Origin of the sequence: Cohnella sp. WQ 127256 (assembly GCF_024519285.1) — a bacterium.
In the GTDB taxonomy this organism is placed as follows: domain Bacteria; phylum Bacillota; class Bacilli; order Paenibacillales; family Paenibacillaceae; genus Cohnella.
Window position 1 is genome coordinate 210,457 of sequence record NZ_JAMZCY010000002.1, and the last position, 18,935, is coordinate 229,391.

An 18,935-nucleotide genomic window follows, 5' to 3' on the forward strand; every position below is an offset into this window, starting at 1 on the left:
CCGGAGTGGATATCGCTATTGTTATCGGCACAACATCTTACGAGGGAACGACAGCAGGACTTATTTTTCTAATCGGTGCTCCGATCATTCTTGTCCTATTAGGCTTTGTAATATCATTATTCACCTATTCATGGAGTAGAAGGTAAGCGACAAACAGAGGGGAGTTTGATTTATTCCAGTGTTCTCTATCTTGACCCCCTATACGTACAGGGATATGATTATAACTTCTGCTAGAGGACAATAGGCATGGCATCCAGTGAGCCATTCAGGGTGTAGTTATTAATTGCCATTTGACTACTTTGGTTGGAATCCATTAAAGTGAAATGCACACTATTCCTATGTGGCAAATTAATATAAAGGGGCACATCATGAAACGCACATATTATTCCCTAACACTCCTATTGATTCTGGCATTCGTCGTAGCTGGCTGCGGAAATGCAAAGAATAATAATACAGGTGCTGATGCTCAAAACAAGCTTAAAGTCGGCATTATGTCCGGTCCTGAAGAGGATATTTGGAAGGTTGCTAAAGAGGTTGCAGCCAAAGACGGATTAGAGCTTGAGCTTATACTTTTCAACGATTATGTACAACCTAATAAAGCTTTGGAAGACGGCCAACTGGACGCGAATTCATTCCAGCATGGACCTTACTTGGATACGTTTAATCAGAATAACGGCACGCATGTTGTGAAGCTAGCTGATACGATTAACTACCCGATGGGTGTATATTCCGAGAAGATTAAAGATTTGACTGAGCTGAAGGATGGCGACGTATTAGGCTTGCCGAATGACCCGACTAACGGTGGAAGAGCCTTGATCCTGTTTGAAAGTGCGGGCCTCATTAAATTAAAAGATGGCGTTGGAGTAACAGCAACGATTCGTGATATTGTAGAGAACCCTAAGAACTTGAAATTCAAGGAGCTGGATGCAGCTTTTATTCCTAAAGCATTGGGCGAATTGACAGCTGCCGTTATTAATACAAACTTTGCAATTGATGCGGGCTTGAGTCCAACTAAGGATTCGATTTATAAGGAGCCAAAGGATTCACCGTGGGTTAATATTATTGCAGTTCGCGAAGCGGATAAAGATAAGCCGATCTATCAAAGATTAGTGAACGCTTTTCAATCGTCTGAGGTTAAAGCGTTAGTCGAGGAGAAGTACGGCGACTCGATGGTTACGGCTTGGTAATAAAAGCGCAATTCACGGACGCAGGTCTCTCTGATTAAAGGGGAGGCCTGTCGTTCTATTTAAATGCTAATTGCAATGATGAGGGAAGGTAGATATTTTTGATTCAATTAGACCATATATCTAAGGTTTTCTATCAAGATAAACGGAAGATCGAAGCCGTCAAGAACGCCACGTTACAGGTGAAAAAGGGTGAGATTTTCGGAATTATTGGATACAGCGGAGCGGGTAAAAGCACATTGATTCGCTGCATTAATTTTCTGGAGAAGCCTACCCATGGCGTTGTTCGAATTAATGGCGTAGATTTAGCAAGCTTGAAGGAAGCAGAGCTACGGGCGACTCGCAGACGTATCGGGATGATTTTTCAAAGCTTTAACCTGTTATCGTCTAATACGGTTTTTGATAATGTGGCAACCCCGTTGTACCTAGTGAATGCGCCGAAAAAAGAAATCGCCAAGAAGGTGCGCGAGCTACTGGAGCTGGTAGGTCTACAGGACAAGGAAACTTTCTATCCTTCCCAGCTATCTGGTGGGCAGAAGCAGCGAGTGGCTATTGCGCGCGCTTTGGCAAGTGATCCGGAAATCTTGCTATGTGATGAGGCGACCTCGGCATTGGATCCGCAAACGACGGATTCGATTCTGGATTTGCTGCTTGAAATCAATCGCAAATATAAGATTACGATAGCCTTAATTACTCATGAGATGCATGTCATTAAGAAAATATGCGATCGGGTAGCTGTGATGGAACAAGGCGAAGTGGTTGAGCAGGGCAAGGTGCTGGACATTTTCTCCAACCCGCAGATGCCCATTACCAAAAACTTTATTAAGAGCATCTTTGACGTCAATCTTCCCGAGCATTTGTGGAATAAAATACAGGATGAGGATTATCCGGGGAAAATTCTACGTATCTCATTTGTTGGAGATCATGCGGGCGAACCGATTCTGGCTGATTTGGCGACCAAATACAATTTGCGCCCGAATATTTTGTACGGGAATATTACGCAAGTGAAGGATACAACGTTTGGCTGCCTTATTATTCGTGTATCCGGTGAAGTGTCGTCTATCGATGCGGGTATTCAAGATTTAATGACACAACAGCTGCAGATCGAGGTGATTGAACATGCTGGCTGATTATATCGATAGCTTAACGGAATACAGCGATTTGTATTGGACCTCCATTAAAGAGACGGGAATCATGGTTGGCTATGGGCTAGTTATTTCCACAATTATTGGTCTGTTTCTAGGCATTGTTCTCGTTGTCACTCGGGCAAATCACATCTACGAGAACAAAGTCATCTACCAGGTGCTGAATATCGCCATTAATATTTTACGTTCTTTACCTTTTATTATATTAATGGTCGCCATTATTCCGTTTACGAAGTTTATAGTAGGAACTAGTATTGGGGTAAAAGGTGCGATTGTGCCGCTTGTTGTGTATACGGCTCCATATCTTGCGCGTCTAATGGAATCAGCTCTCTTGGAAGTAGACAAAGGTGTCATTGAAGCGTTCCAAGCGATGGGAGCCACGCGGAATCAGATAATCGTACGGGTATTGCTGAAGGAAGCGCGACCGGCGTTGATTCTAGGGTTGACGATAGGGACAATCGGCTTAATCGGTGCATCGGCGATGGCTGGAGTTATTGGAGCGGGAGGCTTGGGAGACGTCGCTATTCGATACGGCTACCAGCGCTGGCAGCCTGAAGTGATGATCACCTGCGTTATTCTCCTCGTCGTTGCTGTGCAGGTGGTGCAGTCTTTAGGCACGGTTATCGCGAAACGATTGCGTAAGCGGTAGTTGGCAATAGGTTAGTTGAATGGAGAAATCCACCCTGCAACTTGGGTGGATTTATTGTTGCTTTAGGTTATATAGCACTAGGTGACGCCGCTGTAACGTCACCTAACTAGAAACTATCTTTACACTAACTCGATATACGGTTCACCTAGAATTTCTTTGAACGAATATGCATCAGGCGAAAGCTCCTTATGAACAAAGGCTTGAACCTCATGAGGTTGAAGATCATACATGATTTCAATTTCTTTCGAGAACAACAGAATTTCTTCTCCAAGGAGTTTTGTTAATGTTGGGATTGTTTTAGCTTGAAGAGGCTGTGTTCCCAAGGCTTGCTCCAACGCCTGAACGTAGTTATCCAGCGGACGTGCGCCGACGATTTTTACACCTTTATTGTCTTCATTAACGATTATGATCGTTGGGAATCCTCGAACACCAAGTGATCCAGCAAGCGCAAAGTCTTGCTCCATCAGCTGCTGGCCTGTTGCAGATTCTGCTTCTCGCACAATGGCTTCTCCATCGAGACCCATCTGATTAACGATATCAACTAATACCGACTCATCCCCGATGTTCCGATTAAAGGCAAATACCGCTTCTCTTGCACGACGCAAAAAAGTCCTTCCTAGCTGCTCATCCTTCTGCTGAACGATCTTTAACACTCGGGAGGGTGGGTAAGACGATTGGATGTGATTATCAAGCCATAATGAACCGTCGATCGGCATACGGGAGTGCTCCCCAACTTCTCTCCAGTGTCCCGCTACATCTGAGGGCTTACCGATCCCATTTTTGACATCAGCAAATCCATCCCAACCCTTCAGCAATCCCCCGACCACAGTATGGAACTTGAAGTATTGTCCATATTGCACCTCGAATCTCCTGATAACCGGTTCAAGCGCCCAGCAGTGGGAGCAGATTGGATCGGTGACATAATACAGGTTAACTTTTTTCTGAGGTAGGTTCAGATCGATAATTTCCATTACGTCATCTCCAGCATCACCGCAAACCCCTGTTGTAATATCGCAAGCCATTGGATTGTTACTCATCCTTATTCCCTCTTTTCTTTAAGCATCTTTATGGATTTGGGCCCATTTCTGGATCGGTTCTAAGGCTACAGTCAACGATCGACCCTTTTCCGTTAAAAGATACGAAGTGGTCACTTGAGGCTCGACTGTTACTTTCTTTTCGATTAATCCATACTGGGCGAGCTCGGTTAATTTGATGGAGAGTGCCCTTGGAGTAATGTCTGTAAGATCTCGTTTGATTTCTGAAAAATGGGCGGAGCCGCTCGGACAAAGGGAAAGGTAATGCAGAATTAATCCGTTCCACTTTTTCCCTAATATTTCGAATGAAAATTGTAAATACGGGCAAATGTTAATCGTAATCACCACCTGATATAAAAAGTATACCACTAATATAATTTATATCAACTATATAAAAGTAATTAATTAAAAATAACTCTTTCGAGTGACTTTTTTCGTCTTTTGCAGGGGAATGTAACAAGAACTCGAAATAAGGTAAATACGACTTAGATGAGGAGGATGTAGGATGAAGCCATTTGTGCTCATTACGAAGCATGTGTGTGAAGAGGTTGAGAAGTATCTTCAAGAGCATGTGGACTATAAAATACTAGATCACCGTATAGGAGTTACGCGGGAGCAGGTGCTTCATGAGGTGAAAGAGGCCGATGGCTTGATCACAAGCTTCATGGCCATTGACCGCGAACTGCTGGAGACGGCAAATCGCTTGAAGGCTGTTAGTAATGTTTCGGTGGGCTACAACAATTTCGATCTTGCTGCAATGCAGGAGCGCCGAATCATCGGAACAAATACACCGGGTGTGTTGACGGAGACGGTAGCGGATACGATATTCGGCTTGATGCTTAGTGTGGCCAGAAGAATTCCGGAGCTAGATCAATATATCAGGCAAGGACGTTGGGTGAAGGGCGACGAAGAGACGTTGTTCGGAACGGATGTGCATGGTGCGACGCTTGGTATCATTGGAATGGGCAATATCGGTGAAGCGGTCGCGCGAAGAGCTGCATTGGGATTTGGGATGAAGGTGCAATATTATAATCGCAAGGAGAGGGATTATAGCAAGGTCGGATACGAGCTTCGTTATACGATGATGGACGAGCTTCTTAGAACCTCTGACTTCGTCGTTCTAATGACACCACTGACTGCAGCTACTCATCATTTGATGGGACGGGAGCAATTCCGTCTCATGAAACCGACGGCTTTCTTCATTAATGCTTCACGTGGAGCCACTGTCGATGAACCAGCAATGATTGAGGCATTGCAAGCGGGCTGGATCAGTGGGGCAGGTCTGGATGTGTTCGAGCTTGAACCCATTGACGCGGCTAATCCACTGCTATCCATGAACAATGTAGTTATGCTTCCGCACATCGGCTCGGCTACTAAACAGACGAGGGATGCGATGGCGATGCTGGCAGCTCGCAACATGGTTGCCGCATTGAAGGGTCAGGAGCCTCCGAATGTGGTGACTGAGTTAAAAGGGTTATTGTAGGAATTGGGAGAGAGATCAAACTTGAGCTTGGCTTGGCTTGGCTTGGCTTGGCTTGGCTTGGCTTGGCTTGGCTTGGCTTGGCTTGGCTTGGCTTGGCTTGGGTGGGTTTGGTTTGGTCTGTGTTGGTTTGGTCTGGTTTGGGTTTGGCTTTGCTGTGGAAGAATAGCGTTACGGCATCACTCTATTGACCGAAGAGTGGACTTAAACACCCTAATAACGTTGCGCCATAACGCTATTGGCTTCGGATCCGCGTTTTGGAGGTAGATTTGGAAGAATAGCGTTACGGCATCACTCTATTGTCGGAATAGACGGCTTAAGCATCCCAATAACGTTGCGCCATAACGCTATTGGCTTCGGATCCGCGTTTTGGAGGTAGATTTGGAAGAATAGCGTTACGGCATCACTCTATTGTCGGAATAGACGGCTTAAGCATCCCAATAACGTTACGCTGTAACGCTATTGGCCCCGGATTCGACAGCGCAAGTTGAAGAGGTGAGTTTGAAGGATGCGACCTATTCATACAAATGGGGCAATCACAGAGAGTCTTTATAGACCTTCTGTGATTGCCCCATTTTTAGTTATTTAGATCAGAAAGGATTTAGAACATGGAAGAACACATTCGGTGAAGCCATGCGGTAATAATAGCTGCACCAGCCAATTCCTTTGTTATTAAATCGGTTAGAGGAACTGAAGATTAAGCGCTCTTGCTCGAGCTCTTCGATTCGATTGATCCGACCATCAACGTAGTCGAGAAGCCTGAACGAAGCAGTATCCAGTCGACTGATGACTCCGCCGTAACGGATGTCGATGACTTCCCAGCCGAATGACTTGAACATACGCAGCCATTGGGTGCGGTGTGCCAAGCGAAGCTCGCGAACAGCTTCCGCGATCGCTGGCAGTTCGTCCGTCGCCACGCGTCTCAAAGTATCCATATCCTTAGCATCATAAGCCTGCTTCAGCACGATACCGATCTCGCTTTTGCGTTTAAGCACAGCAGAAAGCTTCTCAGGTACCTCGAACAAATAATCTAGCTCGGCATCAGCGTCACGTTTATCGTGAATTCGTTGTTCCAATGCGGCATAGTGGGCAGCAATGTCCAAGCCTTCAATTTGCTTATCGAACTGTCCGAGCAACACATCTTGATAGAGCAGGAACTTGGAAGGATTGCTTTGCTTGCGGTTATTCGGCTCGGAGCCTGGTGTCTCGTCCAGATCCTTCATCAGCATGAAAGTGTCTGCTTCAATGCCCGTACAGAATTTTACCCGTTCTGCAAGCTGCTCCCAGCTTGGCTTATCCTCTGAATACGCATGTTCCGCATAAAGTTGCAAACCGAGTAACGCTGCGAATGGATTGCCCTCGTTACCGTCATCGCCCCACATCGTCGCGTATACCTCGCGGATGCCTTCCTTTTTACACACTTGCAGCGCTACGTCCGAAGCGTTCAGCGACATACCGTAATTTACGCCAAATGTGTTGAAAATCCATACCGCACCTGCGAAGACCAGATTGCAGCCGATCGGCCTGTGATTAGCAATGACCCTCTCGTAATCCTCTGGCTCCATATGGACGTAATCCCAATACACCATATCGATGTCTTTAGGGATGCGACGAGCCATCTCCTCGGGAATTGTAGTGTTTTTATCGTAATAGTTGCTTTCTGTTCCGGCATTCCCAACAGCTAGCTTTAAGAACATATCGCTCCACATCATCGGCTTCAAGCCGAGGCGACGCGTAACGACGAGCACCTTCTCCAGATGCGCGGTCATGATGTCGAAGCGGCTCTCGTAGCCGTTACGGTCCAAATATTTGCCGCGGCCTAGCTCTTCCGCTTCGTCCATGCCGACATGAATTTTACGGCTGCGGAACGGCGAGCTAGCTGCCAAAATCATTTTCTCAACTAGTGCATCCGAGCGTTCATCCCCGACTAACAAAGCACCTTTCGTATCGCGATAGTGTCGCACGGGCTCCCATTTCAGGAACTCCTCTAAGTGCGCCAGCGTCTGTATGCTCGGAAAAGCCTCAATACCGAATTGGTCGGCGTAATCGTCGATTTCCTTCAGCTCTGCTTGCGAATAACGACCGCGCATGTACCCGAAGTACGGCTCATCATCGACTTCATAGGTATCCTCCATATATAACATGACGGTGTTCATCCCCATCAGGGCCAACTTGTTCAACATGACTTTGAAGCTGTCCAGCGTGAGTATCGCGTTGCGAGACAGATCGAACATCGGTCCGACCTCATCGAACTGCTGCTTCTCCCGAATATGGAAGGATTCACCCTTGCGACTATGTTGCACAAGCAAGCCAAGCGCTCGGAAAAATTGATGCTTCTTTCCGTAACGAATATAGGCTTCGCCTTGTTCTCGGCCGACTTCAAGATCGCCTTCTGACGGTTCTACCCGAACAAGTAATCCATCTTCACTCAACTCGATTCCAAGCTCTGGCAATAGCATCTCAATACCAGACTGTACAGCGGATAAGTCGCCATCGAAGCGCAAATTCATTTGTAAATTCCTCCTGAACCTCATTGGGTGTAGGTAAGACTTATTTCGATACTAAAAACATTATAACGTTATGTTGTTATTGTTTCTATGTTATTTTAATGGATCATAATTTGATAATTCAGTATGAAGATCGAGATCCCTGCGATAAGGCTGACCTGATAGGTGGGAAAGGTCATCTTCCTTGTGAAATCACCAAAAGAAGATAAATCTCAACCGAATCAAGAAATCAATTTGCAACGATATTAACTAGAATATGATAGTGATCCTGAAAAAAATAAGAGAAGTAAGCATGAAGCGTAAATCATAATTTAAGTAAATTGGAGCAATACGATATGATCTCATTTCCGAAGTTGCAACCCGATCGGCTTCTTGAACGTCTGGTAAACCCCAAAGGGCAAATTCGTATGGTTCTGGATACGGATACCTACAATGAAATCGATGACCAGTTAGCAGTGGTCTACGCGATGAAATCCCAGGTCTATTCTCAGATAATCGCTCGAAAAAAGATAAGTCTCTTAAGAGAATAAACGAAAATCTATTAATAACAGAGAGATCGAGAGAATCCTAGAGTAAATACTACCCCTATTTTATTATTTGAATAGTCTGAATATTTGATCTATTCATTGAGTAGAGTTATGATAGGGACATCAAACGAACACCATCTTATCTCTCTTACAGCTCGATTATCCAGCTTCAGGCGAACTAATCGTGACCAAACGGCGATTCAAGAAAGACGAATCGGCCCGGCTCACACCCAATAAATCATCGCCTGGACTGCATAATACACATTTGACACAGAAGGGAGAATCATCCGATGACGTAGCGTGAGGCGAAGCATGCTAGATAACCTCCCAGCATGTGGGTATCCGATGTAAGCGAATTTACGTAAGAAGTTAAGTGATAAGAACGACTTAATACGAACGAAGTAATATGATAGATTAAGGTAAGTAGTTATATATGAAGTTAAGTAATTGAGTTTAAGTAAGGTAAAGTAATTGATGTTATATTAATGAAGTGAAAAATCTGAAACGATGTGCGTGAGAAGCATATACCGGAGGTTTCTTTTTAACAAATGAATAGCGTATCGAACTATTAGCCCCGTTCATGGACATCCATGGATGGGGCTTTGATGTTGAAAATTTTTACATATGTGCAACTTTATTCTCTATTTATCGTTTAATGATTAATGACACAGTGATAACTTCTTAGAGGAATTTAATGATAACTTCAGCAATGGATTGTGTCTAATCGTTCTTCAACGAGAGGCTAGGTGTAATTTTTATGTCAATTATTCGTTCCAAGTCTGTGCTATTCAGAATGTTTGTTTTAGCTTGTAGCTTGTTTCTCGTTATTCCTGCTGTAAATACATTTGCCGCTGAAAAAGATAGCGTCTCCACAAAGCCAGTATTGGTGGATGCTGTAATCAAGGTAGGAAGTACGACGGCTGTCGTTAATGGCAAGAAAATGACCATTCAGCCGATCTACGATAATAAAGGTGTGATGATGGTGCCTGTAAGTCTACTAATTAGGGCATTTCATCTCAATTACAGCTATGATCGGTCGGATAAGACCCTTAGATTTGATACTCGCATGTACTCCTATCACCATATCACTGCGCAAATTGGAAAAGTAAATGGTTCGGATAATAGCAAGGGAGTTAAGCTTTCTGCCGCTCCAGTAGAGAAGATGGGCTCCATTATGGTCCCACTGCGAAACATGGTAGAGCTTCTTGGAGGAACGGTAACCTATAAAGCTTCAACGAAGGAAGTCCGTATTCTAGCCTACGAGAATCCTATTCTTGATGCTGAGAAGCGGACAGGTGACAGTCGCTATTCTTGGTCCATGAGTGCCTTGAATCAAATGGAGGTAGTACCTCAGACTGAACCCGATGAGTGGCAGGTTATTAAAGGGAAATACAATAAAGGTAATATAGATGGTTTCAGTGTCTTCGTGAAGGTTACGGAGAAGAACGAGGATCTGACGCTCGAAGGCTTGAGGCAGCAAGGAATTACTCTGATTGGTGAGCAAATCTTCAAGCATCCAGCCGGCGACTTCATCGTCACATCAACAAAGTACCAAATTGCCGACCCTTGGGCGGGCTCCAAGATTGTAAATGAACAGACATGGAGATTAGAGAAGGACGGACACTATTACTATATTAAGTTCTATCAAGAGAACAATGGGATGGTAGAGAATTACTATGCCGAGCTGGAGCGTATTGCTCATAAAGTAATGGAAACCTTTCAAACAACGATAGACGTCAAAGATTCTAATCTAATAGATGTTGCAAGCCCAGCTAAAAGGTAAGAAGAGTGACAAGGGATAAATGGTTATAAAGAAGGGGCGCTTGTATGGCGCAACCTAGGGGTATTCCGAAGACTGCTAAATTAGCGGTTGTGGGAATACCTTATTTTTTTATAAAAAATGTAAATTTGTCATATGACAAAGTGATGACAGCTGTCACTAGGCGATTTGGGGTGATTTGTATATATTTGTTGATATGCCTATGGATGATAGGTCAATAGGTCTAATTGATATGGTCGAGAAGGAGATTACACAATGCCAACAAGTATGTCTATAAGAAAGAGTTTAGTTCTGTTTTTATGTTTGGCTCTAATCGTAAGCTGGGGTGTAACGCTTAAGCCTGCCTCATCCCATGCAGCAGACCCTTCCTTAGCGTCTCCGTTGTTGGAAAGCCCGGTAGATGGTTCTTTCATTAATTCTTCAGCATTTACCCTTCAATGGAGCGCAACGAACGGAGCTGAGTATTATTACTTGATGGTTGCCACTGATGCCGACTTCGATGACTTGGTGTTTGACCGTGGACTTCAGCAAAATTCCTTTGATGTTACAGGGTTGGTGAGAGGAATAGAATATTATTGGCAAGTCGAAGTGTATGATGCTGATGATAATTTCTTATCGGTATCTGATGTCTCTCGTTTCAAGGTGTTTACCGATAGTGAGGCAAAGCCTATGAATCAGCCGGTGGAGACACTGTATTCGGGTACAGAAGTGACTCTCGATGGGGACAAGCTTGAATACACTGATGATACTACTTACGATGTCATCGAGCTTCCATTTCCGTTTACTTTCTATGGGGAGACCTATGAGGATATCTATGCTACTTCCAATGGCTATCTCTTGTTCGATCCGGACATATCGGTCTCAAAAATCGCTCCATTTCATTATGATCTATATGTGACTACAAAGAGCAAAGTCGTATATACGACTATCGGAGACGCTCCGAATCGGAAATTCGTGATGCAATATACGAATATGCTGACCTACAATAAAAGGAACAGTACTACCCCCTTTGGGACCTTCCAAATTATACTATATGAGTCGACGAATAATATTCAATTTCAATATCCTTATCTTGTAGGACTTACTCATGGTTATGACGCATTTGGCGCCAATGCCCGGATAGGGATTTTTAGCGACACGGACGCTGTTAAATTTTCCGATGGACAGAAGAGCTTAAGGGAGAAGCAAGCGATTAGGTTTACACCATCTACGGATGAAGGCAGTTATATGATGTCAGGTGATGCCGATTACGAATCTATATTGTTGATCCCTGATACATTCCCTGACACCTCGTTATTGGGGAGTCCAGCGGATGGTTCATATGTAACTAGTGTATCCCCGGCACTTAACTTCAATTGGGCTAATGAGAGCGATGCAACCAAATATAGATTATTAGTATCCACGAATGCTGAGTTTATGAACGTTGTTAAAGATGAAGTAGGAATTACGAGCACTTCCGTCGACCTAAGCGGATTGGAGGAAGGCACGAAGTATTATTGGAAAGTCGTTGCTTACAATGCAACTGGCAATTATACGTTTTCCAACACGAATCAATTTGTGACGATAGAATCGAATCCGTCGATAACCGTTGAGACTGACAACGCAAGTTTGATAACTTCCATGACGGCGACAGTCGGAGGAAATGTTTCCGCTACTGGCATTGCACCGGTTGCAGAGCGGGGAATTGTATATTCCTTAAATGCCAATCCGACTTATAGCGATAATAAAGTCGCAGCCGCCACAGGCGGAACAGGCGTCTTTACGGTTGATCTCGCTGGACTTCAATCCAATTCGACCTATCATGTTCGTGCGTATGCGATTAGCGAAGGCAGAATTACTTACGGACAAGATGTTTCTTTTACTACATTACGCTCTACAGCGAGCTTGAGTTCGTTGAGCCTGAGCGGAGTCGCATTAAATGAATCTGTAAGCGGAAGCGTTTATTCGTATACGGCAAGGGTGCCTTACTCTGTGTCTAGCACCGCCGTGACAGCTACGGTGAACGAGGCGGTTTATCGTAGCGTAACCGCGAACGTGTACAATAGCGGAAATTCACTTGTGTTTGGTCCGATCAACTTGGCAAGTGGAGTAATGAGCAGCGCAATTCCACTTAACGTGGGTATGAATAAAATCGAAATCGTCGTCTTGTCCCTGGACGATACGGGCACCACCTACACGGTAACTGTAACTCGTGCTGCGGCAGCTACTCCTCCAAGCGGAGGCGGTGGTGGCGGCCCGAGCACGGTGACATCGAAGAATGGGAAGCTCACTCTTCCAGTAGGTAAAGCAGGAGAAGTCAGCCTGGATAATGAAATCGAGTTAATCATTCCGGCTAATGCTTCCAAGAAGCAACTGGAGCTTACAATCGAGAAAATGTTGAGCACACAAGGTTTACTTAGCAATAAAGAGATTCTAGCGAGCTCAGTCTTCGAAATTCTGAAGAATTTCACGGAAAACTTCGATAAACCGGTCACAATTACATTATCATTCGACCCATCGAAATTGAAGAGCGGCCAGACGGTAGCGATCTTCTACTACGATGAAGTGAAGAAGGTTTGGGTAAAAGTCGAAGGTGGCAAGATCAGCAAAAATCGCATCAGTGCAGACGTTAATCACTTCACGAAGTTTGCAGCACTCGTTGTAGATGAGAAAACAGGCTTGCCTATAACGGAGCAATCGACGGAACAACCGAAAGATACGACAACGGAAGTTAAATTCAGTGACATCAAGGGTCACTGGGCAGAAGTAAGTATCAAGCAAGCCGTATACAGCGGCATCGTGAAAGGCTACACAGACGGCACGTTCAAGCCGAACGCGACTGTAACACGCGCTGAATTCGCAGTAATGCTGATGAACGCGCTGAAGCCATCAGGTAACGGTGCGGAATTAAGCTTCTCAGATAATGCGAAGATTGGAAGCTGGGCGCAGAAAGCGATCGCGCAAGCGGTACAAGCTAACATCATCAAGGGCTTCTCGGACGGCACGTTCCGTCCGAACGAACAATTGACACGCGCCGAGATGGCATCGATTATCGCCAACGCGCTCAAGCTGACTGCTGAAGCGAATGCTACTACTGGATTCGCCGATGACAGCAGCATCCCAACATGGGCGAAAGGCGCAGTAAGCGCATTGAAGAAGCTTGAACTCGTATCAGGCAAAGGCGGCAACAAGTTCGATCCTAAAGCGACAACAACAAGAGCAGAGGCTGTAACTGTGCTTCTGAAAATGCTAGAGCAAGCGAGTAAGAAATAAGCAATTAATAGAAGAGGTTATTCCAATGGTGCCGTAACAGTCACCGTAGGAATAACCTCTTCCTCTGCATTTTATACCATTAAAATACAATTTGTCATATGACAAATCGATGACACCAGTCACTATTCGACAATGGAAATTTCCATTAGAGTTATATCCATATGAATGAATAGAGAAGTCATTCAAAGATTGATCAACTGAGGAGAAATGGATATGAACAATATTAATGGAGGTAATAGAATGAGAAGTTTCAAAAAATCAATAGCTTTATTCCTTGCAATCTTATTGCTGATAAATGTGTGGGTTCCCTCGAAGAGTTATGCGGCAGGGGGGAGCGGGGGTGATAACCTCTTTGACGTGTATTCTCACGGGAGTAGCATATATGGCTTTGTGCTTGACAGCCAAAATAACATTTATTTTATATCAGGTGCTACAATTCAGAAGTTTAACACGGCTACAGGGAATGTCATACACATCGCAGGTAAAGCTGGAGGCAGTACCACGAACGGCGCACTGGCAAAAGATGCCGATATAGGTGCCCCCAATGGATTAGCGATTGATAAGCTCGGTGATTTATATATTGCGGATACCTATGGTCATCGTATTCTTAAGCTCACTTTTAATGGTGCTAATGATACGATCGAGACGATTGCAGGAGTTTATCAGAATTCCGTATCGAATTCGTGCCTGGCTGGTTCTTCGGTAAAAATACAGTCTCCCATCGATTTAGCGATTGGTGTAAATGCGGCTGGAGATGATATTTTATACTTCACGGGAAGTTCCAAGTGCGTTCAATCATTGAATCTCAACTACGGTCCTACCAATGGCTGGCCCGTCGAGGCGCATGTCACGTATACGAGAGGTCTGAATCAACCGAAAGCAATAACAATGGGTCCCAACAAAGAACTGTACATTGCGGATTCTGGGGATCGTACGGTTAGAAAATATGATCCTTCAACGGACACTCTTTCTATAGTTGCGGGGATAAGTGGCTCGGAAGGTGATAGTCTATTTTCCGGAGAAGGCTCGCAGGCGACTGCTGTTGCTTTAAAAAGCCCAGCGGGCGTTGCGGTAGACAATGCTGGAAACCTCTATATTACCGATTCGGCGTATCACATGATCTTTAAGGTAAACACAAGCGGACAGATTAGCAGATTCGCGGGAACCGGAACGGCTGGAACAGCTGGTAATGACGGTCCAGCGATTGACGCTCAATTGAACACGCCTAAAGGACTTGAATTTGGAAGAAACGGAGAGCTTTATGTCATTACTTCGAATAAAGAAGTCAAGGTTGTTCAAAAGGGTTTTAAAGTCCTGTATAACGGAAACGGCAGCACTGGGGGAAGTGCACCGGAGTCTAAAATTTATAATCACGGTACGGTGGTAACGGCATCGGATAAAGGAAGTCTCGTAAAAACGAATGCTACTTTCGAAAGTTGGAGTACCCAGGCGGATGGTAACGGAACAACCTACATGGCAGGAGCCCAACTACCCGCGCCAGAGAGTGCTTTGACGTTGTATGCCAAATGGAAGCTCAACGGGTATGCGCTGAATTACGTCGCGGGGGAGGGCGGAACGATCACGGGCAATCTCTCCCAAGTGATTACTCATGGAGGAAGCGGGACTGCGGTAACAGCAAAAGCGAATACGGGGTATGTTTTCGAGAAGTGGTCCGACGGGAAGACGACCGCGACTCGTACCGACAGCAACGTAACGGGCAATCTCAATATTACTGCCCAATTCAAAGAACTCAAGTATAAGGTCACCTATATCGTTAACGGAGGCGTTGAAATACCGGTTGAAGATGTTGGGGTAAACGGTTATGCTTCCAATCCGACGCCAACAAGAGAGGGCCATGCGTTCAAAGGCTGGTTCGCAGATAGCTATTTAATGACTACAATTCATTTGCCGTCCGTGCCGATCGTAAAAGATACGACGGTATACGCTAAGTGGGAGATTAACCTATACTGGCTGAATTATTCGGCGGGTGAAAATGGAACGATTACGGGGAACCTGACTCAGCTTAATTTGCCTTACGGTAGTAATGGGACTACTGTCACAGCGGTACCGAATTCGGGCTATGTATTCCATAGTTGGTCCGATGGTAATACAGACGCAATACGCACAGACAAGAACGTATCAAAGAATATCTCCGCAGGCGCAAGTTTTGTAAAGGCGTACAACGTGACATTTGCTGTCAATGGGGGCACTGCAGTTCCGCCTCAGTTAGTTAGAAACAACGGCAAGGTTACGGATCCGGGTACGACTAGAGAAGGTTACGATCTCGTTGGCTGGTACTCTGACAGCGCCATGCAAATCCCATTCGACCTTGCGTATAATCAAGTTTTACGGGATCTCACTTTGTATGCGAAGTGGAAGATTAAATCCTATACGTTAACCTACACGGCGGGACCAAATGGTAAGGTGAACGATGCGCCATTCGTTACGCGTAACGTGAATCATGGCGCGAGCGGCCCGGTGGTTACGGCCGAGCCGGATCAGGGTTACGTGTTCGTTAAGTGGAGCGATAACAAGACAGAGAAATCTCGTACGGATCTGAACGTGACTGCGAATCTGAACGTGACGGCAAACTTCGATCTTCTTAAACACAAAGTAAGCTTTGTGAGTAACGGGGGCACCCCGGTTGAGAGTCTGGACGTAGTCGATCAAAACACTGTTGAATTGCCAACACCTCCAACCAAACCGGGACATGGCTTCGTAGAATGGTATACGGATATAGAGCTGGAACATAAGTTTGTTTCTACGACGCCGATTACTAAGATCACGACCTTGTATGCCGGATGGAAGGCTAACGAGTACACGCTGAACTATACTGCTGGTGACAATGGAACGCTTACCGGAACCGCGGTGCAAACCGTGGAGTATAACAAGAATGGTAACCAAGTAACGGCGGTTCCGAATACAGGTTACGAGTTCGAGAAGTGGTCTGATGGAAAGACAAGCGCAGCTCGACAGGACAATAATGTAGCTGGAGATATTAGTGTAACTGCACAATTTGCCAAGCTGTACTCTGTATCGTTTATTGTTTACGGAGGCACTCCGGTAGCGGCTCAGAGCGTCGCTAACAATAAATTCGCAACTGCACCGACGATAACGAAAGAGGGCTATGGCTTTGCGGGATGGTACACAGACAGTAGTTTTAATACGCCATTTAACTTAGCAACTATGCCGATCGTCACGGATACGGTATTACATGCGAAGTGGAATATTAACCAATATACGCTGAGCTATGCATCAGGATTGAACGGTACGGTTACCGGAAAGTTGATGCAGAACAATATAGACTATGGTGCGGACGGGACACCGGTCACAGCTGTGCCGGATGAAGGTTATGCCTTCAAGACGTGGTCAGATGGAGTGACAAGTGCAACTCGAACGGATACGAATGTAACAGATGATATTAACGCAACGGCACAATTTGTAAAGCTTCATACGGTTAGCTTCGAAAGCGGTGGTGGTAACGTAGTTGCTGATCAGATCGTAATGGACAACGAGCTAGCTGCAGCAGTGGTGATGACGAAAGACGGTTACAGCTTTGCAGGATGGTACTTAGAAACGACTTGGGATACACGGTATGACATTGATACTACGCCAATAACTAAGGACACGATCTTGTTCGCGAAATGGGTAGTGCTGATTCCTGGCGCTCCGGTTGTTCAATCAGTCGTTCCGGGTAATGCAACAGTGACCATTCAATGGGCAAGCGTTCCGCATACTACGGGTTATCAAGTATTTATGAGCTTGACATCGGGTGCGTATGACCCACAATCGGCGATATCGGTTGGGAATTCTGTCTATAGTTATCAAGCGACAGGACTAGTGAACGGAACGACATACTACTTTGTCGTGAAGGCGATGAATGAAAGTGGTGAAGGCATCGATTCGAATGAAGTGAGCGCTGCGCCAAAAACCGTACCAGGGGCACCAACGGATGTAGTTGCGACGGTAGGAAATGGTCAAGCAACGATCCAGTTCACGGCTCCGGGCGATAACGGGGGAAGCCTGATAATGGGGTATAAAGTGACTTCTACTCCAGGCAATATCGTAGCCATAGGTGCATCAAGTCCGATTACAGTAACGGGGTTAACGAATGGAACGGCTTATACATTCACAGTAGAAGCGATCAACGTTGCTGGCAATAGTGCAGCTTCGGATGTTTCTAACGCAGTGACACCAATCGCTCCGGTAACTCCTCCGTCTGTTGGAGGCGGCGGTGGTGGAGCACCAACATCGACGACGGACGGTAAGCTCACTCTTCCTTCGGGTAGCGCAGGCGGGACCAAGCTGGGAGACGAGATCAGTGTTTCTATTCCAGCGGGAGCAACGGTTCAAGAACTGAAGCTGACGGTAGAGCAGGTTCTGAATACAGCGAATCTTGCTGAACAGGGTGAAATCATTGCCAGCCCAGTATTCGAATTGCTTAAAAATTTCTCGGACAACTTTAAGAATCCAGTTACTCTGACGCTCAAATTTGATCAGACCAAACTGAATAGTAATCAAACGGTTGCGATCTTCTATTATGATGAAGTTAAGAAATCATGGGTAAAAGTTACAGGTGGCAAAATAAACGGAAATCTGATTAGTGTAGATGTGGATCATTTTACGAAGTATGCGGTTCTTGCTGTTGACAAAGCCACAGGAGAGCTTGTAACGGAAAAGGTAACTGAAGGTACAACAGAAGGTGCAACGGAAGTGAGCTTCAACGACATCGCCAGCCACTGGGCGGCAGCAAACATTAAGCAAGCTGTTCAGCAAGGTATAGTAAAAGGCTACACCGACGGCACGTTCAAGCCGAACGCGACTGTAACACGCGCTGAATTCGCAGTGATGCTGATGAACGCGTTGAAGCCAGCGGGTAGCGGTGCGGAGTTAAGCTTCGCAGACAATGCGAAGATCGGAGCTTGGGCACAGAAAGCAATCGCGCAAGCGGTACAAGCTAACATCATCAAGGGCTTCTCGGACGGAACATTCCGTCCGAACGATCAATTGACACGCGCAGAGATGGCGGCAATTATCGCGAATGCACTCAAGCTGACCCCTGAAGCGAATACTGCAACAGGCTTCGCCGATGACAAGGACATTCCAGCATGGGCGAAAGGCGCAGTAGGCGCTTTGAAGAAGCTTGAACTCGTATCAGGCAAAGGCGGCAACAAATTCGATCCGAATGCCACAACAACAAGAGCAGAGGCTGTAACTGTGCTTCTGAAGATGCTAGAGCAAGCGAGTAAGTAAGTAATAGGCGTTAATAGGAGTAAATAGAAGCGAATAGAAGAGGTTATTCCAAGGGTGTTATAACGATAACCTGAGGGATAATCTCTTCTTGCCAAGTAGATCAAATTTACTAGAACCGATGATA

General features: G+C 45.4%; 12 protein-coding genes. 9 read left to right on the top strand and 3 right to left on the bottom strand.

Translation table 11 applies throughout. From position 1 onward, the window contains the following. Positions 1-5: 5 nt before the first annotated feature. The 4 genes from M1K58_RS09120 (at position 6) to M1K58_RS09135 (ending at position 2,978) form a co-directional block, all read left to right on the top strand. Positions 6-146: a hypothetical protein gene (locus M1K58_RS09120; RefSeq protein WP_256758466.1), complete on the top strand. Its 141-nt coding sequence runs from the start codon at positions 6-8 to the stop codon at positions 144-146. Between the two features lie 222 nt (positions 147-368). Further along, a complete protein-coding gene (locus M1K58_RS09125) occupies positions 369-1,187 on the top strand; it encodes a MetQ/NlpA family ABC transporter substrate-binding protein (protein ID WP_256758467.1) in 819 nt (272 codons plus the stop codon). 98 nt (positions 1,188-1,285) lie between these two features. After that, complete coding sequence (locus M1K58_RS09130; protein ID WP_256758468.1) at positions 1,286-2,314, top strand: methionine ABC transporter ATP-binding protein; 1,029 nt, start codon at positions 1,286-1,288, stop codon at positions 2,312-2,314. Further along, a complete protein-coding gene (locus M1K58_RS09135) occupies positions 2,304-2,978 on the top strand; it encodes a methionine ABC transporter permease (RefSeq protein WP_372339138.1) in 675 nt (224 codons plus the stop codon). Before M1K58_RS09130 ends, M1K58_RS09135 begins: the two co-directional genes overlap by 11 nt. A 119-nt stretch (positions 2,979-3,097) precedes the next feature. Here the strand turns inward: M1K58_RS09135 and M1K58_RS09140 are convergent, their stop codons facing one another. Together M1K58_RS09140 and M1K58_RS09145 are read right to left on the bottom strand one after the other, a co-directional pair. Then, positions 3,098-4,015: a DsbA family oxidoreductase gene (locus M1K58_RS09140; RefSeq protein WP_256758469.1), complete on the bottom strand. Its 918-nt coding sequence runs from the start codon at positions 4,013-4,015 to the stop codon at positions 3,098-3,100. Positions 4,016-4,033: 18 nt separating this feature from the next. Continuing rightward, a complete protein-coding gene (locus M1K58_RS09145) occupies positions 4,034-4,348 on the bottom strand; it encodes a winged helix-turn-helix transcriptional regulator (RefSeq protein WP_256758735.1) in 315 nt (104 codons plus the stop codon). Between the two features lie 169 nt (positions 4,349-4,517). Between M1K58_RS09145 and M1K58_RS09150 the strand changes: the two genes are divergently transcribed. Both M1K58_RS09150 and M1K58_RS09155 read left to right on the top strand, forming a co-directional pair. Then, positions 4,518-5,495 carry a 2-hydroxyacid dehydrogenase gene (locus M1K58_RS09150; protein WP_256758470.1) on the top strand — a complete coding sequence of 326 codons (978 nt, stop codon included), beginning with the start codon at positions 4,518-4,520 and terminating at the stop codon, positions 5,493-5,495. Positions 5,496-5,527: 32 nt separating this feature from the next. Next, positions 5,528-5,683 carry a hypothetical protein gene (locus tag M1K58_RS09155; RefSeq protein WP_256758472.1) on the top strand — a complete coding sequence of 52 codons (156 nt, stop codon included), beginning with the start codon at positions 5,528-5,530 and terminating at the stop codon, positions 5,681-5,683. Positions 5,684-6,082: 399 nt separating this feature from the next. Here the strand turns inward: M1K58_RS09155 and M1K58_RS09160 are convergent, their stop codons facing one another. Beyond that, on the bottom strand, positions 6,083-8,002 hold the full coding sequence (locus M1K58_RS09160; RefSeq protein WP_256758474.1) for a family 20 glycosylhydrolase: 1,920 nt from the start codon (positions 8,000-8,002) through the stop codon (positions 6,083-6,085). A 1,281-nt stretch (positions 8,003-9,283) separates the two neighbouring features. Here M1K58_RS09160 and M1K58_RS09165 point away from each other — a divergent pair. From M1K58_RS09165 to M1K58_RS09175, 3 genes are all read left to right on the top strand, one after another. Next, positions 9,284-10,309, top strand: coding sequence for a stalk domain-containing protein (locus M1K58_RS09165; RefSeq protein ID WP_256758476.1), 1,026 nt, complete (start codon positions 9,284-9,286; stop codon positions 10,307-10,309). Positions 10,310-10,561: 252 nt separating this feature from the next. Next, on the top strand, positions 10,562-13,558 hold the full coding sequence (locus tag M1K58_RS09170) for an S-layer homology domain-containing protein (RefSeq protein WP_256758478.1): 2,997 nt from the start codon (positions 10,562-10,564) through the stop codon (positions 13,556-13,558). Between the two features lie 240 nt (positions 13,559-13,798). Beyond that, on the top strand, positions 13,799-18,811 hold the full coding sequence (locus M1K58_RS09175; RefSeq protein WP_256758480.1) for an InlB B-repeat-containing protein: 5,013 nt from the start codon (positions 13,799-13,801) through the stop codon (positions 18,809-18,811). Positions 18,812-18,935: the final 124 nt, after the last annotated feature.